Source organism: Limnohabitans sp. TEGF002, assembly GCF_055395845.1.
This window is the reverse complement of record NZ_AP029224.1, coordinates 2,941,999-2,966,216: the sequence shown is the minus strand read 5'-3', so window position 1 is coordinate 2,966,216 and position 24,218 is coordinate 2,941,999. Positions and strand designations below refer to the sequence as shown.

At 51.6% G+C, this 24,218-nt stretch carries 25 protein-coding genes; 14 read left to right on the top strand and 11 right to left on the bottom strand.

The annotated features are described in order from the left end of the window. Positions 1-66: 66 nt before the first annotated feature. On the bottom strand, positions 67-2,790 hold the full coding sequence (locus ACZ5SR_RS14885) for a TonB-dependent receptor domain-containing protein (protein WP_464449400.1): 2,724 nt from the start codon (positions 2,788-2,790) through the stop codon (positions 67-69). 325 nt (positions 2,791-3,115) lie between these two features. On the opposite strand from ACZ5SR_RS14885, the gene ACZ5SR_RS14880 reads away from it, so the two are divergent. Continuing rightward, positions 3,116-3,571: an OsmC family protein gene (locus ACZ5SR_RS14880; RefSeq protein WP_464449399.1), complete on the top strand. Its 456-nt coding sequence runs from the start codon at positions 3,116-3,118 to the stop codon at positions 3,569-3,571. A gap of 11 nt (positions 3,572-3,582) precedes the next feature. On the opposite strand, the gene coq7 is transcribed toward ACZ5SR_RS14880, so the two are convergent. Next, entirely contained in the window at positions 3,583-4,209 is a 627-nt protein-coding gene (gene coq7 / locus ACZ5SR_RS14875) for a 2-polyprenyl-3-methyl-6-methoxy-1,4-benzoquinone monooxygenase (protein WP_464449398.1), read from the bottom strand. Between the two features lie 354 nt (positions 4,210-4,563). On the opposite strand from coq7, the gene ACZ5SR_RS14870 reads away from it, so the two are divergent. The 3 genes from ACZ5SR_RS14870 (at position 4,564) to ACZ5SR_RS14860 (ending at position 7,091) form a co-directional block, all read left to right on the top strand. Continuing rightward, complete coding sequence (locus ACZ5SR_RS14870) at positions 4,564-5,757, top strand: porin (RefSeq protein ID WP_464449397.1); 1,194 nt, start codon at positions 4,564-4,566, stop codon at positions 5,755-5,757. Positions 5,758-5,947: 190 nt separating this feature from the next. Beyond that, positions 5,948-6,247 (top strand): hypothetical protein, encoded by a 300-nt coding sequence (locus tag ACZ5SR_RS14865; protein ID WP_464449396.1) that lies wholly within the window; start codon positions 5,948-5,950, stop codon positions 6,245-6,247. After that, positions 6,201-7,091 carry a hypothetical protein gene (locus tag ACZ5SR_RS14860; protein WP_464449395.1) on the top strand — a complete coding sequence of 297 codons (891 nt, stop codon included), beginning with the start codon at positions 6,201-6,203 and terminating at the stop codon, positions 7,089-7,091. The genes ACZ5SR_RS14865 and ACZ5SR_RS14860 overlap by 47 nt, the downstream gene beginning before the upstream one ends. Here ACZ5SR_RS14860 and ACZ5SR_RS14855 read toward each other — a convergent pair. Both ACZ5SR_RS14855 and ACZ5SR_RS14850 read right to left on the bottom strand, forming a co-directional pair. Further along, positions 7,088-7,660: a tyrosine-type recombinase/integrase gene (locus ACZ5SR_RS14855; protein WP_464449394.1), complete on the bottom strand. Its 573-nt coding sequence runs from the start codon at positions 7,658-7,660 to the stop codon at positions 7,088-7,090. The genes ACZ5SR_RS14860 and ACZ5SR_RS14855 overlap by 4 nt on opposite strands. A 972-nt stretch (positions 7,661-8,632) precedes the next feature. Continuing rightward, entirely contained in the window at positions 8,633-8,971 is a 339-nt protein-coding gene (locus tag ACZ5SR_RS14850; protein ID WP_464449393.1) for a hypothetical protein, read from the bottom strand. 83 nt (positions 8,972-9,054) lie between these two features. On the opposite strand from ACZ5SR_RS14850, the gene ACZ5SR_RS14845 reads away from it, so the two are divergent. Together ACZ5SR_RS14845 and ACZ5SR_RS14840 are read left to right on the top strand one after the other, a co-directional pair. Next, positions 9,055-9,237 carry a hypothetical protein gene (locus ACZ5SR_RS14845; RefSeq protein ID WP_464449392.1) on the top strand — a complete coding sequence of 61 codons (183 nt, stop codon included), beginning with the start codon at positions 9,055-9,057 and terminating at the stop codon, positions 9,235-9,237. Between the two features lie 105 nt (positions 9,238-9,342). Further along, positions 9,343-9,882 carry a DUF6641 family protein gene (locus ACZ5SR_RS14840; protein WP_464449391.1) on the top strand — a complete coding sequence of 180 codons (540 nt, stop codon included), beginning with the start codon at positions 9,343-9,345 and terminating at the stop codon, positions 9,880-9,882. On the opposite strand, the gene ACZ5SR_RS14835 is transcribed toward ACZ5SR_RS14840, so the two are convergent. Both ACZ5SR_RS14835 and ACZ5SR_RS14830 read right to left on the bottom strand, forming a co-directional pair. Beyond that, positions 9,872-11,224, bottom strand: a complete 1,353-nt coding sequence (locus tag ACZ5SR_RS14835; protein WP_464449390.1) for a hypothetical protein — start codon at positions 11,222-11,224, stop codon at positions 9,872-9,874. The two genes, ACZ5SR_RS14840 and ACZ5SR_RS14835, sit on opposite strands and share 11 nt — an antisense overlap. Before the next feature lie 72 nt (positions 11,225-11,296). After that, on the bottom strand, positions 11,297-11,467 hold the full coding sequence (locus tag ACZ5SR_RS14830; RefSeq protein ID WP_464449389.1) for a hypothetical protein: 171 nt from the start codon (positions 11,465-11,467) through the stop codon (positions 11,297-11,299). On the opposite strand from ACZ5SR_RS14830, the gene ACZ5SR_RS14825 reads away from it, so the two are divergent. Next, positions 11,467-12,591, top strand: a complete 1,125-nt coding sequence (locus ACZ5SR_RS14825; protein ID WP_464449388.1) for a porin — start codon at positions 11,467-11,469, stop codon at positions 12,589-12,591. The two genes, ACZ5SR_RS14830 and ACZ5SR_RS14825, sit on opposite strands and share 1 nt — an antisense overlap. Positions 12,592-12,784: 193 nt before the next feature. Continuing rightward, entirely contained in the window at positions 12,785-13,030 is a 246-nt protein-coding gene (locus tag ACZ5SR_RS14820; protein WP_464449387.1) for a hypothetical protein, read from the top strand. 66 nt (positions 13,031-13,096) lie between these two features. Here the strand turns inward: ACZ5SR_RS14820 and ACZ5SR_RS14815 are convergent, their stop codons facing one another. Together ACZ5SR_RS14815 and ACZ5SR_RS14810 are read right to left on the bottom strand one after the other, a co-directional pair. After that, positions 13,097-13,456: a hypothetical protein gene (locus ACZ5SR_RS14815; RefSeq protein WP_464449386.1), complete on the bottom strand. Its 360-nt coding sequence runs from the start codon at positions 13,454-13,456 to the stop codon at positions 13,097-13,099. Positions 13,457-13,531: 75 nt separating this feature from the next. Further along, positions 13,532-13,978 carry a DUF6641 family protein gene (locus ACZ5SR_RS14810; protein WP_464449385.1) on the bottom strand — a complete coding sequence of 149 codons (447 nt, stop codon included), beginning with the start codon at positions 13,976-13,978 and terminating at the stop codon, positions 13,532-13,534. A 385-nt stretch (positions 13,979-14,363) separates the two neighbouring features. Between ACZ5SR_RS14810 and ACZ5SR_RS14805 the strand changes: the two genes are divergently transcribed. From ACZ5SR_RS14805 to ACZ5SR_RS14795, 3 genes are all read left to right on the top strand, one after another. Next, positions 14,364-15,938: a hypothetical protein gene (locus tag ACZ5SR_RS14805; protein ID WP_464449384.1), complete on the top strand. Its 1,575-nt coding sequence runs from the start codon at positions 14,364-14,366 to the stop codon at positions 15,936-15,938. 330 nt (positions 15,939-16,268) lie between these two features. Next, positions 16,269-16,868 carry a tyrosine-type recombinase/integrase gene (locus ACZ5SR_RS14800; RefSeq protein ID WP_464449383.1) on the top strand — a complete coding sequence of 200 codons (600 nt, stop codon included), beginning with the start codon at positions 16,269-16,271 and terminating at the stop codon, positions 16,866-16,868. A gap of 161 nt (positions 16,869-17,029) precedes the next feature. After that, positions 17,030-17,473 (top strand): DUF6641 family protein, encoded by a 444-nt coding sequence (locus ACZ5SR_RS14795; RefSeq protein WP_464449382.1) that lies wholly within the window; start codon positions 17,030-17,032, stop codon positions 17,471-17,473. Here the strand turns inward: ACZ5SR_RS14795 and ACZ5SR_RS14790 are convergent. Next, complete coding sequence (locus tag ACZ5SR_RS14790; RefSeq protein WP_464449381.1) at positions 17,463-18,818, bottom strand: hypothetical protein; 1,356 nt, start codon at positions 18,816-18,818, stop codon at positions 17,463-17,465. The genes ACZ5SR_RS14795 and ACZ5SR_RS14790 overlap by 11 nt on opposite strands. 242 nt (positions 18,819-19,060) lie before the next feature. On the opposite strand from ACZ5SR_RS14790, the gene ACZ5SR_RS14785 reads away from it, so the two are divergent. Next, a complete protein-coding gene (locus tag ACZ5SR_RS14785; RefSeq protein ID WP_464451065.1) occupies positions 19,061-20,260 on the top strand; it encodes a porin in 1,200 nt (399 codons plus the stop codon). Between the two features lie 142 nt (positions 20,261-20,402). Here the strand turns inward: ACZ5SR_RS14785 and ACZ5SR_RS14780 are convergent, their stop codons facing one another. After that, positions 20,403-21,302, bottom strand: a complete 900-nt coding sequence (locus ACZ5SR_RS14780) for a hypothetical protein (protein WP_464449380.1) — start codon at positions 21,300-21,302, stop codon at positions 20,403-20,405. Between the two features lie 145 nt (positions 21,303-21,447). On the opposite strand from ACZ5SR_RS14780, the gene ACZ5SR_RS14775 reads away from it, so the two are divergent. Beyond that, positions 21,448-22,311, top strand: a complete 864-nt coding sequence (locus tag ACZ5SR_RS14775; protein ID WP_464449379.1) for a hypothetical protein — start codon at positions 21,448-21,450, stop codon at positions 22,309-22,311. A 55-nt stretch (positions 22,312-22,366) separates the two neighbouring features. Then, positions 22,367-23,047, top strand: coding sequence for an AAA family ATPase (locus ACZ5SR_RS14770; RefSeq protein WP_463142759.1), 681 nt, complete (start codon positions 22,367-22,369; stop codon positions 23,045-23,047). A gap of 62 nt (positions 23,048-23,109) precedes the next feature. Here ACZ5SR_RS14770 and ACZ5SR_RS14765 read toward each other — a convergent pair whose 3' ends face one another. Further along, positions 23,110-23,676 (bottom strand): tyrosine-type recombinase/integrase, encoded by a 567-nt coding sequence (locus ACZ5SR_RS14765; protein ID WP_463142758.1) that lies wholly within the window; start codon positions 23,674-23,676, stop codon positions 23,110-23,112. Positions 23,677-24,218: the final 542 nt, after the last annotated feature.

Below are 24,218 nucleotides of genomic sequence, written 5' to 3'. Positions count from 1 at the left end.
ATGTTCTTGCGCACGGATCATCCGAAACGACCAGCTGATGATACCGTCCCAGTCGCAGGCGATCGCCTAAAAGCGGACGGTTACGCTCAACGAGACAGTTCTGCCCCACACGGAGCTCAGGTTGGTGTTCACCCCAAAAACAGCGCTTGTATTTTGTGTAAAAGAAATGGGCGCAGATTGGTTCAACAGATTAGCGATGGCGGCCTTGAGGGTGATGCGGGGCGTCAAGTTGTAGTGCGAGTGGACATCCAGAGTCCAGAACGCAGGTATGCGCATGCCGGTGATGGTGGTGATTTGCCGGGTTTGTACGTCCCTCGCCGAGAAAGGGGCGCTGATGTAACCACTAACGCGGTTCAGCGTGGTGGAGACCGCACCTTTGGGATGTTGGTAGGCCAAGGTCCAGCGGCTGACGGTGCGCGGCGTCACAGTCTCCGATGCGGAGGAGTATTGACCCAAGTCGCTAGAGGAGGCAGAGCCCGGTGTCGTGATTTGTTCCGATTTCAAATAGAGGGAGGTGTCAAGCTTAAAGAGAATGCGACCGCTATCGATCGGTAGCCTGTAAAGCCACGCAAGATCCAGTCCGGATTTAACAGATGAGCCCATGTTGACCATGGGTAACAATAAATCCAGCCGACCGCTTGGGTCGAGCGTGAAGTACTGTGTATTCAGGAGTGGATTGGCCAAAACCAGATTGGCTGGGTACTGGCGAATCGTATTGCGCATGCTGATAAGCCAATAGTCAATGCTCAAAGATTGACTGGCCGAAGGCATGAAGCGCACGCCCCAAGTCTGCTGAGTTGAAGTCTCGGGTTTCAGGTCTTGTGAACCTTGACCTGACATCCAGAGATTTCCATCATTGACACAATTTCCCGGACGGCCCAAAGACTGGGACAGTTGAGCTGCCACTTGTTTCAGTGCATCGCTGCAGGTGCTGGATACAAATGCACTTGAAAAGATGTCTGTTTCTGTCATTTGCCCTAAGGTTGGGGCTCTAAAACCTGTTCCAACAGAGCCACGCAAAAGCCATTGACTTGACACAAGCCATTTGCCAGCCAATTTGGCATTGGTGGTGCGGCCGAAATCACTGTACTGGTCGTTGCGTAAAGCCGCTGTGATCTCTGCTTGGTCGGCCACCGGAAAAATCAGTTCTGCATATTGGGCCCAGATTTTTCGCGAAGCATTGAATGCAGGTTGCTCAGCTCGAAATGGTGTGTAACGGTCTCTGTGCTGACGCCACTCGGTGCCCCAACCCAGAAAAATATCCTGACCCTTGAACTCTCCCATGACCTTGGAGGCATTGAGCTGCAAGGATTGCATTTGTGTCATGCCTTGATCGGTTGGGACTTGAATGGGCAAGGCGGCCAGCAGGGCCTTCATTTGTGCACTGTTTTCGGTGGATGAATTCAGCGGCATCAATAGGGTGTCGTTGGTTAGCACCCTCGCTGCATCCGTGGTTCGTCCCAGGTTGGGGTATGTGGCGGTTTCTCTGGACAATTTCCCGGAACTCTCAGCCCACGATGCGTTCGCTTGATAGTCCCAGTCGCCCCATGTGCCTTTGATGCCGGTCCTGATGCTTGTGTATTTGTCTTGGTAAAACTGACTCAGCGCACCCAGTTCCGAAGGCCGCCAAAGTAAAAAGGTTTGGCCAGGTGTGAAGCCCTGCGCTTGCGCCAGTTGATAGCCCGGATCGGTGGGTCGGTTGCCGATGCGACTGACATAAGTGTCCCAGCGAATGCCGTACCGCTCCTGGTCAATTTTGCTGTGCAGAATTTCAGCATGCGCGGTGCCAAAAGAAGTTGCCCATTGCAACTGTGAGTGCAAGCGAACCATGTCCTGGCGCGGATAGAGACTCATGTCAGCGTAAGGGTTGTAGAGGCATGCGGGCTGTGTGTGGTCAGGAACATACGGCTTGGGACATTCTCCGCCTTGGTAAAGCGCATTCCAGAGGCGACCAAAGGGCGCAGTGGTACGGTTGCTGGTACTCAGTGTCGGGACAGATTGCGCCGGCGTCAGTTGAGGTCCTTCCGTGGTGTATGCGCGCCCACCGTGTACCAGTGGGTACCGTCCAACTGAAGCATACGCACGATCTGAACCAAGCAAAGGCTCTTGATTTTCGACTTCAGCTGTCAGCACCCAGCTGAAGCCATCGCTCAGGAGCGAGCCTATTCCTCCGTTGATTTGCAGGCTTTTACCCTGCCCCTTTTGATGGTCTGGTATGCGTGTTTGAGCTGTCACCTCCCATTGTTTACGCTCCGTTTGGGTGATGATGTTCACGACACCTGCGATCGCGTCTGTGCCGTAAAGAGATGAGGCGCCGTCGGTCAGCAGTTCAATGCGATCCACAGCGCTGAGTGGAATTTGGGAGAGGTCGGTCCCGCTGCGTTCTGCGGTAATGATGGTTTGTCTGGGGTAGCTGGCCAAGCGTTGTCCATTCAACAACACCAAAGTTCCAGTGGGCATGCCGTGCAGTGATGCTGAAGAGTAGCCTGCTCGGGTCAGTCCCAAATTGGAAGGCTGACTGAAGTGAAGCATGGCCGGGTGAACATGCAGCAATTCCTCTAAATTTTTGGCGGTGCTGTTTTGAATGTCTTGCCGTGTGATGATTTGAATCGGCAAAGATTGCGTGAGTTCTTTGCGCAGAATGCTTGATCCTGTGATCTGCACACGTTCAAATTGCCGGTATTCTGGGGCTTTGTCGAGGATGAGAACCGTGTCCTGAGCCCAGGTGCTGATCGCACCTATCCACAAGGGAATTATCCAGACAGTTTTGGGTAGTGAAATGTGCAGCAAAGTACAGGCCCATCGAATGAATGCCTGTTTTATACATCAAATGTTTTAAAAGAGTATTTTTATATTAATTTTTAGTGAAGGCAAAAAAATGCCCCCAGCCTTGCGGTTGGGGGCAAATCCACCTTTTCAGAGGGTGGAGGAGACAAGGGGTGTGTGCAAAAAAGCACGACTGTTCGCAATTGTAATGGCCTTTTTGCTGCATTGCAGCAAGTGATGGGCTTTTAACTGCAAAAAATTGTCAAAATTCCGCCTGATCAGGCTTGGGTAACATAGGCACAAACACAAGCTGGCGCTCTGGTCCAGCCAAATACCAAGGAATCAAGACATGGAATGCACAGTCACCTGGACCGGCGCTGCCGGCACCCGCTCCGGCATGGGTTTTTTGGCCGAGACCGGCTCCGGCCATATGGTGTCCATGGACGGCGCCCCCGATGCGGTCAAGCCTGAAAACGGAGGCCAAAACTTGGCCCCACGCCCCATGGAAATGCTTCTGGCGGGCACGGGCGGGTGCACGGCCTATGACGTGGTGCTCATCTTGAAGCGTGGCCGGCATGACGTGCGTGGCTGCAGTGTCAAGCTCAGCAGCGAACGCGCCGAGGTGGACCCTAAAGTCTTCACCAAGATCAACATGCACTTCACTGTCACCGCCAAAGGCGTCCCTGCAAGCGCCGTGGAGCGCGCCATTGCCATGAGCCACGACAAATACTGCTCGGCCAGCATCATGCTGGGCAAAACGGCGGAAATCACGACCAGTTTTGAACTGGTTGAGGTGCAAGGCTGACGTGATGTTGATTAAACCCGGTGGGCCACCGTCGTCATCACCTTGGCTGCGGCCTGCATCAGGGCTTTAACTGGGGCGGGCAGTTCTACGGCACCCGCCTTTTGCGCCATCTGGGCGTGAGCGATTTCATCGGCTTTCATCTGCGACACGATGGCGCGTGAGGCGCTGTCGGCGGCGGGTAGGCGGTCCATGTGGCTTTGCAGGTGGGCTTCTACTTGGCGCTCGGTTTCAACCACAAAGCCCAGGCTTACCCGATCACCACCCAGCTTGCCTGCCGCATAGCCAATGGCAAATGCACCGGCATACCAAAGCGGGTTCAAAAAAGAAGGGCGGTCGTTCAGCTCATCCAGCCGCTGCTTGGTCCAAGCCAGGTGGTCCGTTTCTTCGCGGCTGGCTTCGTCCAGCTGGGTGCGCAGCGCTGGGCTCCGGCAGGCCAAGGCCTGGCCGGTGTAAAGGGCTTGGGCACAAACCTCACCCACATGGTTCACGCGCATCAGAGCAGCGGCTTCCCGGCGCTCGGCATCGGTCAGCACCAGCTCAGAACTGGCGGCCAAAGGCATGGGACGGCTGGCGCGGGGCTCGGCCCACAGGGTGCGCAAAGCGCTGTCGGTGGCCAAAATCAAAGCGTGGATGTTCATAAAGGGCGAGCTTAACAAAGAGCGCTCAAATCTTGGGTGCAAAGTGTGACTGGCTGGTCATTTATAGAAGCCGAAAGCTTGTGATTGTTCATCTGATGCATTTGACAATCCGTGGAAGTTGTTGAATTTATTGATAAAAACATAGTTAAAGTGATTCAATTAAAAATTTTCAAAGCTGACTTGTTGCAGCGATGCAACGGAAAAGGCCTTTATTCATGGAAATTCTTGGAAAAGCCGCCTTGCTCTGGTGCAATACACACAACCTTCCGAAATTGGAGGTTGGCTTAGTGTTTAGACAGGTGATTCTCACCCCACGAACCCCAAGCTCTTTTTTAAACTTTGGAGAAATTTGCAATGAAAAAAACTCTGATTGCTCTGGCTGCTGTTGCTGCCACCGCTTCTTTCGCTCAATCTTCTGTGACCATCAGCGGTATCATGGACGCCAACGTCCAGACCGGTAAGTCTTACGGCCAAGCCTACGACTTGGTCGGTCAGAGCGGTGCCCGCACCACTTCTGTTCAGATCCGCGGCACCGAAGATCTGGGCGGTGGCCTCAAGGCCAACTTCCGTTTCGAAGTTCAGCCTTCCTTCACTGCTGGTGATGGCAACGGTTTCAACAACACCATCGCAACTGCTGCTGCTGTCGGTACAGATGCTGCTCAAGCAACTGGCCAAGCTTCTGCCCAGTCGGGCCTGGTCGGCAAGGGTTACAGCTTCGTCGGCCTGTCGGGTGACTTCGGTGAAGTCCAGTTCGGCACCATCAACAGCGCTTCTCTGTCCACCTTCGGCACGGGCTCCGGTGCATTCAATACCGGTGTGGGTTCGGGCTACGGCGTGATCCAGGGCAGCTCCGGCACCAACACCTTCACCCGTTTCGAGAACAGCCTGGTCTACATCACCCCCAACTTCAGCGGTCTGACCGCGCGTTTCCTGACCAACTTCAAGAATAACGAGCAATATGGTGCCACCACTGGCGTTGTACTGCGTCGTCCGAAGATCGACGAACTTGGCCTGAGCTACGTCAACGGTCCCCTGGCTGTGCGTGCTGCTTACCTGACCATCAAGGCTTCGCCTAACGAAGCTGCTGCTAGCGCTACTGCAGCAGCTGGTTCTAACGTCAAGACCACCACGACCACTGTTGGCGCTTCTTACAACTTCGGCGTGGCTGTGGTTGGTGCCAACCTGTCCAACGTCAAGAATAACGCTGGTCTGACCACCACCAGCTTGACCGGTGCCACCGAGTCCAAGTCTTACCTGCTGACCGCTGTGGTGCCCATGGGCGCTGCCCGCCTGATGGCCAGCTATGGCGAGCGCAAGACCGATGCTTCTCCTGTGACCGCACTGGAAGGCAAGAAGACCACGTTCATGGGCGTTGGTGCTGAATACGATCTGAGCAAGCGCACTTACCTGTATGCTCGTTACCAGGGCGGCAAAGCAGGCGATGCCAGCGCATCTAGCATCGTTGTGAATGGTGCTGCTCAAGCTGCTGGCCAATTGGCTGACACCAAGTACAACCTGTTCGCTGTTGGCGTGTCGCACGCTTTCTAATCCCCGGCTGTCGTAAGACAGTTTGAGATTTCGAAGAATAAAAACCCACCGTGGCAACACGGTGGGTTTTTTGTTGTCTGCACGCTAGCGCTGCAGTCAGCGAAACAACTGCACACGAGGGAAAACACTGGTGCTGCGCAGTGTGCAAGCTGATAAATTTATCAAATCAACAACACGCAAAGGAACAGACATGACTGCAGCAGAAAAAGAAGATCCGCGAGCACTGCTGGCGAAAATGGAAGCGGAGCGCAACGCTGCGCAGGAGAAGGCTAAAAAAGCTGAAGAAGAATACGAAACGAAAAGCAAAGAGCTGCTGTCGAAACTGCGTGCAGATGATTTGGCAGATGTGATTGCAAAATGCCAGATGCATGGTTTTACGCTGACAGATGTTAAAAAAGGATTGAAGACGAAAGGGGCTGCTCGCAAAAGCACACCACGCAAAAGTGCTGCACGCAAAACAGCACCAAGACGCAAAAAGCCTGCAGCGTAATACCTACACGCAGCGTGTTGCGCAATACGCTGCGTTGTTTGAGTTGCGGCAGATCAAGAGTGAAGGTGTAGATGACAGTCAGTATCTGCACGCACTGACCTATGTTGATTTGGGCAGCGAGCAGTTTGTAGATATTGCTTACGCAGACATTGATCGACTGCAGCGCATCACTGCTGCACTTAAAACTGTTGTTGATCAGCGTTCAGTGCCTGACGCAAAAATGAACAGCGCATTGACAGCGGAGCAATACACAGAATACTTGTCAAGCTTTGACTGGGACATATCGCATGTAGAGCATGATCACCACGGTGAAATGCCATGGCAGTTGGTGAACTACATGGATAAAGTGCGTGAGGGTGACAGATACACTCGAATCTCCAACATGTTCAAACGCAGCAAGAAGCGTGATGCACAGGGACGCACTGCGTTTGGGCGTTACGAATCAAAAGCGTTTGGCTGTTACGAAGAAGCAGTGATGGATTTGTGTAACTATGTAGATACAGATCAAAAGAGAAATCCAAATGCAGACTCGCAGATTGCTGGCGAAATATTGCGTTGGTTGGACAGAGATGTAAATCCCGAACCTGGCTACGCACCTGACATAAGTGCGTCTGGTGTGCCGCGTGTTCGCGGAACAAAAAGCAAATACACACTGATTGACGAAGACCCTGTTGTTGGTGCTCGTTTGCGCAAACACTGGCGACAGCGTGAAGCTTTGTCCAAAGCTGCACTGGAGTTGCTGTACGCAGAACCTGAAGAAGATGTGATGACCGATGAGCAACGGCAGAAGATGCGTAACAAGCTTGCTGACATGTTGAAAGTCATAAATCCTGAGCGCGATTAAATCAATTCCACAGCACTGCGTTTGACATCGTCATTAACGGTCACATACCTGGAGGTTGTCTTGATGTCACGATGGCCCGCGAGTGCCGCAAGTACAAACACTGAAACGCCTTTGCCGGCCAGTGAGGTTAAAAATGTCTTGCGGCCACTGTGACTGCTGGCACCTTTGATGCCTGCTCTACGATACATCCAGTAAAAATACTGTGCGAGTGTGTTGGCACTGAATGGGCAGCGTGGACCGCGATGTGTTGTGAAAAGCGGCTGCTGTGCGTCAATCCAAATGCGTGACTGGATGTAGGCGGCAAGTTCAGTGCGTATGGCTGTGTTTAGAAACACTGTGCGTGAGTGACCGTGTTTGACACGCTCAGCAGCCAGCAGAAGTTCGCTGCGCAGTGTGCCGTCTCTGTCCAACACATCTGCCAACTTCAAGTCAGCAACTTCGCTCACACGCAACCCTGCGTTGGTTGTGAGCAAAAACATCACTCGGTTGCGTTGGGCGTTGGCGTTACCTGCGATGTACGCAAGTGCCCGTTCAATTTCTGCGTGTGTCAGTGACTTTGCTGCTGCCATATGTTTTCTCCAAATAAATTAGTTGTTGTTAGTGTGTGATCTTTGGTGCTGGATGAGCAAGAGAAACCCACGGCTTTGGCGGGTTGATGGTGATTTGTTCAAGAACAACAGGTTGCGCGGTGGCGAAAACAGTTCATGCATTCTCTTATCTCGTGTATTTACCTGCACTGCTGTGTGTGCGCACGCTGTTTGACGCAGCAGGGCGTGCAGACTGCGTAAAAAGCCCTACAGCAGCGCTTTGACCTGAGCCAGCATCGCAGCGAACGCAGAAATCAAATCCAGCGCTTGTGCGTGCGATTTGATGTGTTGCTGCGCATTGCTGCCCAAATCTCAATTACAGCTGCGTAAAAAATTGCTGCGCAAAATCTGCGCGGTTTCGAGATCTCGGGTGTTGGTGATTTGCTCTAACACTGGTGTTGAACAACAGTGTGGTCATACTTTTGTTTGACCTGTATTGTTATGTGTGATGTCTCAGATATCTCTATGTGTGTTGCCAAACATAAGCCTTTGTGTGTTGCAGAACATAACTGCTGAATGACTGATAGCGAACTGGCGTTCGCCTGTGTTTCGCTCGTCGCTCACACACATCGCTTCGCTTTCATTTGGTTGTGTTTGAACTGATGAATGAAAGCCGAACACAACGCAGTTGTGTGAGGTGTATTAGGTTGATTTAGATTAGTTTGGACGCACGACGGCTATGGCACGAAGAAAAGTCCTGTGCCATTGCCGCCGTGCCGTGTAGTTGATTTGAGTTGAGTCCATCTACACGAATGTGAAGTGAGTTCTGTGGGAAGACTGATGTATTGAAACTTCCAAATGGCACTACCGCCAATACTCTGCGGCTTCGCCCTATACGCTACGCAACTTCACATCAGTGGTAGCAGGTCCAGTCTCATTAGCCGTCATATTACAAACTGGGTTTGACACTTTGGTAGAGCAGTTGTTTATCTGCTGTTTAATTGCGTGAAAGAATTAGAGGGTGGTTGCTTGGGTGTGTAGCCTGTTGAGTTTGCGGTATTGCCTGAAAAGTTTGCGGTTGATGTTGGTGTGTATGTTCATCACTGCTTGACAGAACGCATCTGAAACACGCTGTATGTCTCGCTTGGTAGCTGTTGCCTGTTGAAACGCTGTGAGTGTTTGGATTTGACTGTTGCTCAGCAGTGCCAGGTGCTCAGTCAATAGCGTGTGAGCCATTGTCTGTGCCCGTATAGCGTTGAGTTTTGCGGTGCTGAAGGTTTTGTCGTTCAGTCCGTTGTCACGCAGCCAGTCCGCTGTCAATCCGTCATCCATAAAGTTCTTGTATTTGTTCATGCACTTATTTATCACTGACATAACAACAGGCTGTTAAAAGTGGTTCTTTATTAGGTTCGCAGTGTGCAGTTGGTAAATACTGCATGCGCATCTTCGAAGTGATCAAACCCATCAAGCCCAAGCCACCCATGTCACCTGCGCAAGCACGCATACACAGTTTGAAGCAGGGTGTGGAGCGCAGTCGGCAGCAACTGCGCAGTGAGCGTGAGCGTCAAAGGCAGCAGCGTGATGCAGAGCAGCTGCGCAAACAGAGAGCGCTCAAGTGAAAAACCTGCAAATTGGTGCAAAACCACGGGTAATCTGTTGAAAAATATGCTCTTTGTAAGTTTATGGCAACACACACGGCAGGTAATGCAAAAATACATCTGCCAATGTCCCGCCAATTGATCGGTGCATTCAGTCATGGTTGTCCATGTGCGTTTCTGACCATAAAGTTGTGGCTGCGAAACACACATAGGAGAACGCACATGAGCAGCATACTGAACACACTGAAACTCACAGCAGCCCGCAAGACACGTGCACTGCCTGAAATTGTCAAACGCCGCAACAAACTGCTGATGAAGCTGGGCGAGCAGCGCATGCTGGCAGCAGCACAGGCGCAGGGCCAGCACTACACGCCAACTCGCTACCGTTCATTCGCAGATGCAGACACTGGCGCACGCATTGTCAAACAAGTACCTGTGCGCATCAAACCGTGGTTTTGGACGGGAGAAAAAGGCGAGTGCTTGTTGGCAGTGCAATACGGTAGTAAGCAGATTGAACTGCAAAAGGGCAAGACTGCTATTGATGTTGGTGCAGTTGAAAACCTTTGTACAGTGCTGGACACAGTGATTGACGCTGTGAAAAACGGTGAACTGGACACACAGATTGAAAGCGCCAGTGCAAAACTGCGTGACGGATTCAAGAAGTGACCAACTGATTTGAACTGCGGCTGCGGCGACTTTGCAGCATGCCAATGTTCTGCTCGCCAGTCACAGTGCTGGCGTAGTGTTGGTTGATCATGTCGATGCTGGTGCGGGCATTGCGTGCCAGTGTCAACAGGTCAATGCCTTGTCCGTACAGCAAGCGGAATGTGATGCTTGAATGTCGCAGGCTGTATAAGCTGCGCTCTTGTCCATGTGCACCCAGCTTTAACCCAGTGCGTGCCAGTACCCAGTTGAAATAAAACGCCAGCACCCAGTGTGCATAAGCACGGTCACGCAAGTACGGCAGGAACAGGTAATCGTCTGGTGCTGAAAGGTTCTGTGTGCTGTAGTGCTGCGTGATTTGTTGGTAGATGCGCACTGCAGGCTGTAGCGTGACGATTGGGCGTGAGTGGCTTTTTGTTTTGGGTAGATTCAGTCGCAGATATGTGTTGCCGTTGCGCACCACTTCCACATGCCTGTGTTTCAGCGTCTTCAAATCGCTGGGTCTGATGAAGCTGTTGACCATAAATCCGATGCACCATGCAACATCTGGCGGCATGGTGTTGTCTGCTGTGCGCAGCCTGTAGTTCTTGCGCAGTGTGCTGTCACTGTCTGGATGTCTGGTGTGCTGCAGCTTGCGAGCAGTGCGCATGATCTGCCAGTACTCTGTGGGCGTAAATGCGCCGCGTGAGTTGGTTTGCACTCGAATTTTGGGAAACTCTGGCAGCTTGTCCAGCGCATTCACTGCTGCTGCCATGGTCAAAACTTTGCGCACAGCAACCAAGTACTGGCTGACGGTGATGGTTGAGAAACTCTTGCTTAAGTACTGCGTGAATGCCAGCAGTTCAGCGTGATCTACTGCAGCAGGTGACAGTTTGCCCCAGCGCGGCAGTATGTGTGCATCCAGTCTGTTGCGCAGCACTTGCAAACTGCCAGCACTAAACTCACCGCGCTCAACGCGAGCTTGTTCGTTTGTGATCATCTGTGCAGCAATGGCTGCAAAGGTGTGCTGTGGTTTGACTGTGGCTGCGGAGTGTTGAATCTCGTTGTGTGCTGCTGTTGCAGTGCGGCTCAAATTGGCGGACTGCGCTAGCAGTTGTTCATAAAAAGTTCGTGCAAAACTCTGTGCCATGCGCAGGCTTTGTGTTTGCGTGCTGCGTCTGTGTGTGCGTCCTGCAATCCAGCAGCGCACTTGCCAGAACTTACTGGCTGCGATTTTGAATACACTTAATTTGCTGGGATAACCTGGCACAGGTGTAATGGTTGAAGGTATGGGCACGGTGCGCTCGCGTTGGCTGCTGCGCATGTGTGTGTCGTTGGCTGCTGCTGCGGTAGAAACGGTATGCATGCTACAAGCGTACTGTTGTACATCGCAAACGCAACCGCGCAGACAAACGCTGGCTGCGATTTACGGCTGCAGTCATGCCGCATCTATGCCGTCAGTTGCCGTTGCGTGCTGTGTAGAAATTCTGGCAAGCTGCAGCGTGATTTGTTGTACATCTGCTGCTGTACAACTTTGCTCACTTTGTTGTTGGTGCATTGTTGGCACCTTGCAGGCACCTTCAAGCAACTTGATGGAAAAATCAAACATTGTTTGCTCTGGCTGCCCTGGCTGCCACCGCTTCTTTCGCTCAGTCTTCTGTGACCATTTCTGGCGTGCTGGACGCTGGTTATCGCAACGTCAGCGCTACTGGCACTGCTACCGACACTAAAGGTGGCTTCCAGAACGGTACCGCTACTTCTGCCATCTTCGTCAAAGGTACTGAAGATCTGGGTTCGGGTCTGAAGGCTGAATTCCAGTACGAGATGAACCCTGATTTCGTTGGTGGTTCTGGCTTGTCCGGTAGCGTGTTGCAGGACACTCCTGCAGTTCGCACCAGCAACGGCGCCAACGGCAACAACTTTGTTGGCGTGAGCAGCGCTGCATTCGGTGGCGTCAAGTTCGGTCGCATGAACACTGGTTCCCTCAGCGCTTGGCTGACTGGTTCTGTCTTCGGTACGGCTCTGGGTTCTGGTTACGCAACCAACGGCAACATGTACACCGTTGGTAGCTCTACTCTTTCTAACTTCAACCAAACAGCTCCTACCCGCTTCAACGGCTCCGTTGAGTACACCACGCCTTCGTTCAATGGTTTCACCGCTCGTGCACTGTACGTGCCCAAGGTTGACGCAACTGACGGTACCAACAACTCGTCCCTTGCAACTGTTGCTGGCGTCAACCGCGCTCAAGTTACTGACCTCGGCGCTTTCTACAGCAACGGTCCCCTGAACGTTGCTCTGACTCAACAGCAACACAAGTTTGGTGCCACAGCCGTGAACGCCTTGGTTAACCCTGGTGCCAGCACCAACGCCGTTAACGGCGATTACAAGCTGACCACACTGGCTGCAAACTATGCATTTGGTCCTGCCAAACTGCACGCTGCTTACTGGACAGAAAAGCAAAATGCAAACGCCATTGATGCCAAGGCTTACATGTTGGGCGCTAAGTACACTCTCGGCGCTATCGATCTGATGGCTTCTTACGCCAAGCGTGATGACAAGCTGGTTGCCAACGCTGATCGCAAGATCCTGGGCTTGGGTGCTGATTACAACCTCAGCAAGCGTACGGCTCTGTGGGCCCGTTACGAGAGCAAGGATCCCAACACCAACGCCAGCGGTACCAACACTACCGATGCTACCAAGACCACTGCTGTCGGTATCCGTCACTCTTTCTAATCCAACGCTGTCGTAAGACAGTTTGAGATTTCGAAGAATAAAAACCCACCGTGGCAACACGGTGGGTTTTTTGTTGTCTGCACGCTGGCGCTGCAGTCAGCAAACAACTGCACACGAGGGAAAACACTGGTGCTGCACAGTGTGCAAGCTGATAAATTTATCAAATCAACAACTGCAAAATTGGAGCAACGACATGGCAGATGCACAACAAGATCCTCAGCAACAACTTGAAGAAATGATTGCTGCGCAAAAGATGCTTGAAGAGCAAATCAAGCAGCAGCGTGAAGTGGCACGGCAGGCTGCACTAGACACAATCAAAAGACTGTTCGAGTCACATGCATTTGCATACAGCGATGTAAAGGGATTCATCAAAGCACCAACAGCGCGCAAATCAGCAGCACGCAAAACCACTGCGACACGCAAAAAGCGTGGGACTTGAATTTTCTTAAGCAAGTGAAAAAACAGCGTCACGATGTGTGAACGCTGTTTTTTTATGTCTGCACGATCAGTGAGTGCGTGGAAGTTGTGATGCTTTGACCAAGTTCTGCTGTGCTTTTTGCAATGACTGTCTTGCTTTGAGTTGTTTGGCTTGTTGAGTGAGTTGTTTGGCGCGATCACTCATGGATTTGACCTGCAATTCCTGCGGGGAAAGTGTTTTGGTCTGTTCGTCAACGATAGATTCGTTGGCAATCTGTGACAGCGACAACACATTTTCAGCGCCGTAGGTCTTGGCGAGCATGGCTTTAGCAGACATGAAGGTGTCAGCGATGACCATGGTTCGTGCGGTGACAGTGGTGTTGCGTGTGACAACACGAACGGTGGCGATGAAAGTGGAAAGTGGGTGAGAAATCTCGCAGATCTTCATGCATGTATTTATCGTGTGCATGAAGTGTGGAGACTGCGCTAGCAAAAAGATGTTCTGCTAGCGCAGTGCAACGGATTATTTGGTGAACCCGTCACGCAATGTCAAACCCGCACTTTCAAGCATGGCATCCAGTTCACCCACAAGCGTTGCAGTCTTGATGAGTTCAAGCGTTTTGACAAGATCATCGGTGCTGGCGAGTTCAATGGTGGGTTTGTTCTTACCGCTGATGTCAATGACTTTGCTTCCGTACTTGATTTGTAGGCAGATTTTCCCGTTGTCACTGGTAAAGAACCATGGACGAATGCGCTTGGGCAACTCCATGCGTTTGATTTCACCAGTGTTGCGGTCACGCACGGAGCGCAAGTGCAGGGGTGCAAAAGTTTGACCATCTTTTTTTGCAGTGATCAGTTGGATTTGCTCGTGCAACTTTTTAACCAATTTATTGCGGCGCACTTGAACCGCTGGAATTTGCGTGGGGCGCTTTTGGGTAACGAATTTCAGTACTGCAAGTGATGTCGTCATTTGGAAATCTCACATGTGTTTGTTGAACATGTGCATAACAATATTACCGAAATGACGGAAACAACACCGACATGCATTTGGTTTTGCTGCTCAAGTATTTGGTTCTGAATAAATACCAACAAGTGAGAAAAAAAAGAGAAGATCAATTCATAGTGTGGTTGTTGGTGATGTGTGTGACATGTGCAATCAATGGATGTTCATCATGAAGATGTGTTGCGCTTCGCTTACACATCTGTGAACTTCATTCGCTGATGCGAACTCGTTCACAACTTCTTCAATTGAATTGATCACAAGAAGTAATGGAAGTGAGAAATGGATTTCTTTAAGAATTACTATATGTGTAAGACATTTTTATGTCCTGCACTGTGCAGCATGGGTTCATGACATGACAACGCAAACGATCAAGCTGACCGTGGATACAGTGGTGTCTGCTGCACTGAAACGGGCAATGCCCAAAACTAACAAAGCAGAATTAGCGTTGGAAAAGTACATCAGAGTACTTGAACGGCATTTAGAGCAATCATTGCTGCACATGGATGACAACATGTACAGGTTCTTCAAGCATTTCTATGTCAGCACACATGCACTGTCAGCCGAGGTAGGGCAATTCGTCATTGATGGTAATCGTCAATACCTGCACAAATGGCTAGAAGTGAACAATCTGAATCTTTTACACGTAGTGAAAACAGGATTGAAAGGTTCAGACTATTCCACAGTGTCATTGACAAAGCATGTCACGATGACGGATGCAATGGATTTGAAGCAATTGCAGAAAAAAACTATTGACGAACTGGATGCACTGCTGAACGACAAGACGCTGACAGACACAGATTTTTTTTACAAATTGTTCCCTGACTTCATGAGCATGTCTCAGCGTCAAATCAGCAAGGAATACGATCTTTGCCCAGTAAATGTGAAGTCGCTCAAACAATTCATCGTGTTCTTGACCAAGAGAGCGAACAAGATGAACGATGTGCAGCGGCAGATGTTGGTGCGACAAGCACAAGCGATTGTGAGAATTGCACAAGCGGGCAACAACACATTGCCCATGAAAAAGAATCCCAGTCACTTTGGGCGCATGTACTACACGGGCGCACTGAATGTGCAGTCAATTAGAACAGTGCTGCGTCATGCCATGCTGGGCGACTGCTATGAATACGACATCCGTTCAAGTGTTGTTGCGTGGAAGCTGGGTTTTGCTTGGATGATTTGCGACAAAAATGGAATCACACCGCATGAGTTCAATGCGTCATTTGCAACTTGCTTGAGTTATTTGACGGACAAAAAAGCATTCAGAGAAACAATCAGGCAGCAGACATTTGGCGGTGGTACGCATATCAGCGCGGACATGCAGCTGGATGTGGTCAAACAAGCACTGACTGCAATCAGCTTTGGCGCGAGAAAGACAACGCAAGGTTGGATTGATCGCAGCGGCAAAGCATTTAATCCTGCAATCGTCAAAATCATTGCAGATGAGCACGCACGCAGCAACTTCTACGCTTGTGCTGAGGCAGCAGCGTACATGGACGAGAACAAGCGCATGGACGAGATCATCACTGAGTATGCGAAAGAAAATGATCCAGCATTGCTCGCAGACACCGAACTGCAAACAGCATCAGGACGACTAAGCAAAAGCAAATTGATGTCGTTCTTGTATCAAAGGTCAGAGTCAATCGTGATGGACATTGTGCGCAGAGAAGTTGGTGCGGTTTACAAAACAGTTTTGGCGAACGTGCATGATGCCATTTACATCAATGAGCGACTGCACAGTGCAGACAAGAAACGAATTGAACTGCTGATGCGCAGAGAAACGGGATTGCAGTTTTGGTATTTGGATGAAGAAAAAATTACGGGCTACAAAGGTATTTCTGACGAAGTGCGCAAGGCAGAGCTGGCACACAAGGCGTTGATTGCGCAGCAAGAACAGTTGGCAAAGAGCTACGTGCCCAAAAACTTCTGAGTGTTGCGTTTGACTCACACTGTTGCAAAAAAGATTATTCCAATTCAACTTAGAAAGTTGCATTGCACTTTGCGCTGCGCTGCTAGACTTGTTTAAACAAGCTGTGCTGCGTTATTTTTGAAAATGCATACGCAGTATGCTGAGTGAGCCGTTAAGCGCTTGTGCGCTGTTTTGCGCAATCGCAGACCAAGTGAAATTACACTAATATTTGGTTTTGCAAAAAGGCAATACATTCGTACAAGTTTCATTTGCAATCAGAATGGTTGTCCGCGTAGATGTTTGGTTGCACACTTGCATTGAATAAATATTTGATAGCAAGGAGTGGCGAATATGGCGCAAGCAAAGGTACTGACACAAGATGAAGTTGAACGAGTGATGCAATATCTCGGCAAGAAGCAGCACGCAATGAGAAACCAAGCAATGTTCTTGTTGACGCACGGATGTGGCGTGCGCATCAAAGAGTTGGTCAGCATGCGTATCTGTGATGTGTTGGAACGCAACGGCGATATCAAGCAAGAAGTCAATCTCAACAGAAACCAAACCAAGGGCGCTCGTGGGCGCACTGTGTATCTGGCTGACAAAATGCGTGATGTGATTCGCAACTATTTGCGCGAAAGATTTGGTGTGCAGGATTTATTGGCTGTGACCATGTCAAACACAAGTCGCGCACTGTTTGCTACGCAAAAGAGCGCTGACCGTGGGTTTTCTGCATCAACTGGCTGTCAAATGTTTCACTACTGGTACAAGGACTGTGACATTGTTCATGGCAGCAGTCACAGTGGTCGTCGTTCATTCATTACGAATTTGGCGAACAAAGGCGTGGCGATTCATGTGTTGAAAGAGTTGGCAGGACACAGATCGATTGTGGTCACCGAAAAGTACATTGCAAAGAATCCAACGGTGCTGCACGCAAGTGTCAACATGCTGTAAAAATACCATCTGCGTTTTTGCTGCAAATGTTGGTGCAGTTGTTGGTGTCATTTAAAGCGACACTTTAATGACCCGCAATACTGAACGGAATTCGGTTGCTCACCCGTGGTGGTTGGGTACAAAATAGTCTGTGCTTTACAAACATTCGAAAGGAAAAGCACATGACTGCCATTCTGAACACATTGAAGTTGACCGCAGCCCGCAAGACACGTGCATTGCCTGACGTTGTCAAACGCCGCAACAAGCTGCTGATCAAACTGGGCGAGCAGCGCATGCTGGCAGCGGCACAAGCGCAAGGGCAGCACTACACGCCCACACGCTTTCGCTCATTCGCAGATGCTGACACTGGTGCACGGGTTGTTAAACAAGTGCCTGTTCGCATCAAGCCGTGGTTTTGGACTGGAGAAAAGGGCGAATGTTTGCTGGCTATCAACTATGGCAGTCGACAGATTGAACTGCAAAAGGGCAAGACTGCTATCGATGTTGGTGCAGTTGAAAACCTTTGTACAGTGCTGGACACGGTGATTGACGCTGTGCGCAACGGTGAACTGGACACGCAGATTGAAAGTGCCAGTGTGAAACTGCGCGATGGGTTCAAGAAATAACTGTGTGTGATAACTGGCTGTGCTGACGAGTGCGACGACTTTGCAGCATGCCAATGTTCTGCTCGCCAGTCACAGTGCTGGCGTAGTGTTGGTTGATCATGTCCACACTGGTGCGTGCATTGCGTGCCAGTGTCAGCAAGTCAATGCCTTGTCCGTATAGCAAGCGGAAGGTGATGCTGGAATGGCGCAGACTGTACAAGCTGCGCTCTTGCCCATGTGCACCCAGCTTTAAACCAGTGCGTGCCAATACCCAGTTGAAATAAAAGCTCAGCACCCAGTGCGCATAAGCACGGTCACGCAGGTGCGGCAAGAACAGGTAGTCGTCTGGTGCAGCAAGATTTCGTGCGCTGTAGTGCTGCGATAGTTGCTGGTAAATGCGCACAGCGGGTTGCAGTGTGACGATGGGTTTTGCATGACTTTTTGTTTTGGGCAAGTTCAGGCGCAGGTACGTGTTGTCATTGCGCACCACTTCCACGTGTCTGTGTTTCAGTGTCTTCAAGTCGCTTGGGCGTATAAAGCTGTTGACCATGAAACCTACGACCCAAGCAATGTCAGGCGGCATGCTGTGTTCGGCTGACCGCAAACGGTAGTTTTTGCGCAGTGTGCTGTCGCTGTCAGGGTGCCTTGTGTACTGAAGTTTTCGTGCGGTGCGCATGATCTGCCAGTACTCTGTAGGTGTAAAAGCTCCGCGTGAGTTGGTTTGCACTCGAACTTTGGGAAACTCTGGCAACTTGTCCAGCGCATTCACTGCTACAGCCAGTGTCAGTATCTTGCGCACTGCAACCAAGTACTGGCTGACGGTGATGGTTGAAAAACTCTTGCTTAAGTACTGCGTGAATGCCAGCAGCTGTGCGTGATCGACTGCAGATGGTGGCTGTTTACCCCAGCGCGGCAAGATGTGTGCATCCAGTCTGTTGCGCAGAACTTTCAAGCTGCCTGCTGAAAACTCGCCGCGCTCCACGCGAGCCTGTTCGTTTGTGATCATCTGCGCTGCCATTGCAGCAAAAGTCAGCTGTGGTTTAACTGCGATGACGTGCGAAACGACACTTGATGCTGTTGGCTCAATGCGCAAACTGGCGGACTGCGCTAGCAGTTGCTCGTAAAAGTCACGTGCAAAGCTTTGAGCCATGCGCAGGCTTTGCGTCTGTGTGCTGCGTCTGTGCGTGCGTCCTGCAATCCAGCAGCGCACTTGCCAGAACTTGCTGGCAGCTATTTTGAACACTGATAGTTTGCGGGGATAGCCAGGCACTGGTGTGATGGTTGCAGGAATTGGCACTGTGCGCTCGCGTGCTTGAGTGCGCAGCACTGGGTCGTTCGCTGCGGCTGCGGTAAAAACGGTATGCATGACTCAAGCGTACTGTTGTACATCGCAAATGCAACCGCGCACAAAAACGGTTGATGCGTTTTACAGGCGCAGTCTTGCCGTGTCGTTGCCGTGCTGCACCGTGCACAGCCACACTGATAAAAAGACATGCAGCACACTGAAAAGTTGTACACCAGCAGGTTTGCAACAAGCGTCACTTGCAGGTTGGAAGAACCTTGGTGCGCTCTTTTAAACTTTTCGGAATTTTGTGAGGAAAATCAAGCATTGTTGCTCTGGCTGCCCTGGCCGCCACCGCTTCTTTCGCTCAGTCTTCTGTGACCCTGTCGGGCATCATGGACGGTGCTGTCGCCACTGGTAAGCATTACGGCCAGAACATCGACCTGGTGACGCAGAGCGGTGCCCGCACCACCACCCTCAAGTTCAACGGCTCTGAGGATCTGGGCGGCGGTCTGAAGGCCAACTTCCAGTTCGAAGTGCAGCCTTCCTTCACCGCTGGTGACGGCAACGGTTTCAACAACGCCATTGCTAGCGCAGCAACTGTCAACGCAAACGCTGGCGCAGCTGCCACTGGTCAAGCATCTGCACAGTCCGGTCTGGTTGGCAAAGGCTACAGCTACATCGGCGCTTCCGGCGGCTTCGGTGAAGTGCAATTCGGTACCATCAACTCTGCTTCTCTGTCGGCCTTCACCACCGGCTCCGGCTCCTGGGGTACGGGCATCGGTTCTGGCTACGGCGTGATCCAGGGCAGCACCGGCACCAACACCTTCACCCGTTTCGAAAACAGCCTGGTCTATGTGACGCCTAACTTCAACGGTCTGCAGGCTCGTTACCTGACCAACTTCAAGAACGACTCTAGCTACGGCGCCAGCACCGGCGTGGTTCTGCGTCGTCCCAAGATCGACGAACTGGGTGCCAGCTACGTGAATGGCCCTCTGGCTCTGCGCGCGGCTTACCTGACCATCAAGACTTCGCCTAACGAAGCCGCTGGTACTGCTGCACCTGCATTGCAAGTCACTTCTGGCGTGACCACCAAGACCACCACTGTCGGTGCTTCTTACGACTTCGGCGTGGCCAAGATCGGTGCCAACATGTCGAATGTGAAAAATGATGCAGGCCTTGCTGTTGGTGGTGCTACTGGCGCTACCGAAACCAAGTCTTACCTGCTGACCGCTGTGGTGCCCATGGGTGCTGTGCGTCTGCTGGCCAGCTACGGCCAGCGCAAGACCGATGCTTCTCCTGTGACCGCACTGGAAGGCAAGAAGACCACGTTCATGGGCGTTGGTGCTGAATACGACTTGAGCAAGCGCACCTACCTGTACGCTCGTTACCAGGGTGGCAAGGCTGGTGACGTTAACGGTGCTTCCGTTATCGTCAACGGCGCTGCCGGTGCAGCTGCTGCTGGTGGTCAGCTGGCCGACACCAAGTACAACCTGTTCGCTCTGGGCGTGTCTCACGCTTTCTGATCTTCGGCTGTCGTAAGACAGTTTGAGATTTCGAAGAATAAAAACCCACCGTGGCAACACGGTGGGTTTTTTCATGGGCTGCTCGCCAGTTGCTGGCGTAGTCGGTAGAGAACATCAACGTCTAGCAGCTAGACGTTCATGATTATTTTTTTGCATCGTCCTGTTGCTGGACGATTAGCGTGTCATTTGGGTCAAACAAAGGACGCCATTGGCCCAGAGCCACAGCCTCGGCAAGTTTCTGTTGCTGTACAGGACGCCAGGAAATAGGGTCACGCAGCGCTTGAATTGATGGGAACGTACCAACTGCTGCGTTTTCGATCAGGTTATTTGCCCGTGCCAGCATGCGGGACACAGCCACCTTCATCCCGTTCACACGCCGAGCTGCTCGTTCTTTGTCATCGGTAGCTTGTGGCATGCAGGTTCGAACTAGTCTCAGTTCCTTGCCTATTTGATACAGGCTCTTGGAGCCCTGAGCCTGCCCTATTTTCTCCACTGTGCGCCCGTCACGCGATTGGTAGTGCAGTCGCCAAACGGCATAGGCTGACTCGATTACGTCCTGCCTGATCCCTATGAGTTTGGCTAACTTGCGCTGGGCGCTACTGGTGCGCTGAACTTCCCGTTCGGGATGCTGGCGGATGAGCTTGCGGACTTGGCTGATGATGGTGCGTTCAGTCAGGTTGACTGGAATTTCCAGCAACAAATGGCGTTCCCACTCTCTGCTTAGCTGCATATCGTGTGGATTGATTTCACGCACAGCAGGTAGCGCCACCTGTTCACTAAACAGTGCCACCCCCCGTTTGTTCCACCACTGCTCAAAGGTCATCTCATAGACCTTGCCGAAGTCACGGTACATGTCTCGCAGGCGCATGTCATCGGCTACGCCCCTGCGCTGGCACACCCACCAATAGTCTTTACTGAGCCGCAAATAGGCCCACCACCAGTAGTAGGGACTGTGTTGTGCGTCATTAAGTAGTAAATCGTCGCGCCTGTAGCGGAAACGGCGCATGCCCTTGAAGACCAGTTGTTCGGTATTTTGCTCCATGTGTTTATCTTACCGTTAACAGATAAAAGACGAAAAGGCATGTTATCTGATACCGATGGGACTATTCGTTTGTCGGCAGCGAGCAAACAAAAAGCAAGTGGCCTGAAAGCTCCGTCGACAGCTCATCTACTTAAAGGAGATTGATATGAGCAAGCAAATGACTGAAGAGCAAAAGCGGATCAGCGCAGCTAACGCAAAAATGAAGCGGGAAAACAAGAAAGAATTCAATGCAGCGGTCAAAAAGTCCAATGCGGAAGGCTTTGCTGTTTCCATCGTCCAGCAACTGGACGTTCTGTCTGCACGTCGCGAGCAATGGGAGGCAACGGACTACAAAAAGGCTAATGAAGGGTTGTATGCCTTGTTGGCTGACTGCTTGGGTATCTTTCAGACGGAATTCTTGAAGGGTTCGGAAGACGATAAGAAGGCGCTGCGTGGCAGCTTGATGCAACGGCTGAAGGCAGAAGGCATTCGCGTGGTTGCATCGTCTACGACGTTGGCTATGTTGGCTCGCTACGTCTTTAACTCGGACCGCAAACGTGCACACGGCTACGGCTACGTGCTGGCTGCTGCTGTGTCTCACAAGGTGCAGGCTGTGGACTTTCCTGCATGGGTGGTGCAACAGGGTGGGCTTGAGGAAATCAAGCGGCAGATGGTTAAGTCCGAGCAGGCAAAGGCGCGGAAGGCTGCAGTGGACACGGCTACTGTGGAAGTGAAGGGTGAACTGGAGCTGAACACGCTGCAGCCTTTGGCTCACGTGGATCTGGAAGGGTTGACGGGCAACTACGCTGTTCTGCTGGCAAAGCCCAATGTGGCTGGCGGCGTGGACATCGTTGGCTCGCTCAGCGAGGTTAATGATGCTCTTGTTAACGCACTCATCCTGCGTATGGCTAAACAGCTTGCTACGAAAACGCAGGCTGATGCTGAGCTGGGTCGTCAAGTTGCAAAGGAGCAGGGCGACATGCTGGCTGCAGCTAATGATGTGCAGCAGCGCATGGTGGCGAATGGCTAAGGTGAATGGCAGGGGCATGCCCCCTGCCTATCTATATATCTAAGGAGTACGAAATATGAAATGCGAAATCAAATACGCACCAACGAATCTGGGCGAAGTGATCTATCCCAGTGTGGCTGTTGAACGGCGGATCAATGGCATTGCAGTCGGGCAGCTGGAAGGGCATGTGATGCTGCACGGTCCTAATGGGACTGGTAAAACGACGGTCGCAAAACTGCTGATTCAGGCTATTGGTGGTGCTGATGCGCGGCTGGAAGATTGGGATGGCGAGGAATTGCTGGCCAAACCTAAGCTGCGGGATTATTTGAAAAATGAAGCGGGGGTGGCGCGGCTGACAACTAGTGGCAAATTTTTCCTGCTGCTCAATGAATTTGACAACGCCAAAAAGGGTATCAACAAATTGTGGACGGCATTGGACGCTTGTGGTGACGGCGTGGTGGCCGTCATCACTACAAACGAGCCAATGGACGTGCATCGTAGCGTTCGCGATCGCTGTACGGTCATTGAAATGCCTGGCATTCCCGCGATTGCCGCCTTGCCTCGTGTGCAGTATGCGTTGCAATCTGAAGGGCTGCACCTGCCAGATCAGCAAGTCTTGCACTATCTGAAACCTCAAGAGCAATCGCGGAGCTTGAGGAAATACATGCGTGTTGCAGACGAATTGCTGTACCTGCACAGCAACAGCCTGTCGTTTCCTGCGTGGAGCGCTACGCCGACTGCATTCAAAGTTGTCTAACCATCGTCCAGTAACGGGACGTTCAAAAGCCCTGCAAGGCAACTTGCGGGGCTTTTTACTTGTTAGACCAATTCCACTGCGTTGCGCTTCATGTCGTCGTTCACGTCGATGTAGCGCTGCGTGACGGCAATGCTGCGGTGGCCAGCGAGACTGGCAAGCACACGCACCCCGATGCCCTTTGTGGCCAAGTTGGTGATGAACGTGCGGCGCATGGAATGTGATGTGGCCCCTGCGATGCCTGCCCGTTTAAATAGCCAGTAAAAGTGCTGCGTCAGTACGTTGGCCGTGAAGCGCTTGCGGCCTGAAGTGACGAATAGTGGGTCAGTCATTTTTATGTTCGGGCGCATGTCCAGGTAGGCCTGCAATTCATCGCGCAGCTTTTGCGGCAGGAATACTGTGCGCGGATGCCGCCCTTTAGTCTGTTCTGCAGAGAGACGCACCTCAGCTTTGACCGTACTGTCAGGGTTCATCACATCCCCAATGCTGAGACTGGCGATTTCGCCAACTCGCATGCCTGACCATGTGCCAGTTAGGAGCATGACGCGGTTTCGGAGGGGGAAACTGTGGTGTGAGATGTGTTCTAGAACCTGTTCAAGTTCTGCGGGTGTGAGTGTTTTTGCTTGTGCCATGTTGCTGTGTCCTTTTCATAAATAAAAACGCATGTACAAGCATGTTTTCTTTTGTCGAACTGCGCGACCTGAGCCCCGACAGCACATCGGGGCAAAAATCTTCAATGAAATCAACGTGGTTAATAAAAGCGCACTTTTCTTATGTGCAGTTATTTAGCCCTGTGCCCGTCTGTTCTGTGGGATCTAGACGACAGCAGCACAGGGATAGAAAAAAACAGCGCAGCAGCGTTTATCTGACCCTCTCGCTACCCGAGTAGCTGGCCCTGTGCTTTGAACGCTTATAGGGCTGATTTGAGGGGTGGGCTGTTGCGCTGTGTGGGGACTGCGCCAGCAAAAGGGTGCTGCTGGCGCAGCTGTCAGCCCTGCACAAATTTTCTCCGTAACACCCCATATGTGCAGTTGGTTGCCAGGTCCAGCGAACGACTATGAGCGAACTGGCGTTCGCTGTGCTTTCATGAACTGCATTCGCTTTCGCTCTGCAATTCACTCAGCACATGACTTTGAATTGATTTGACTTGGTAGAAGTCGAACGCAACGCTTGC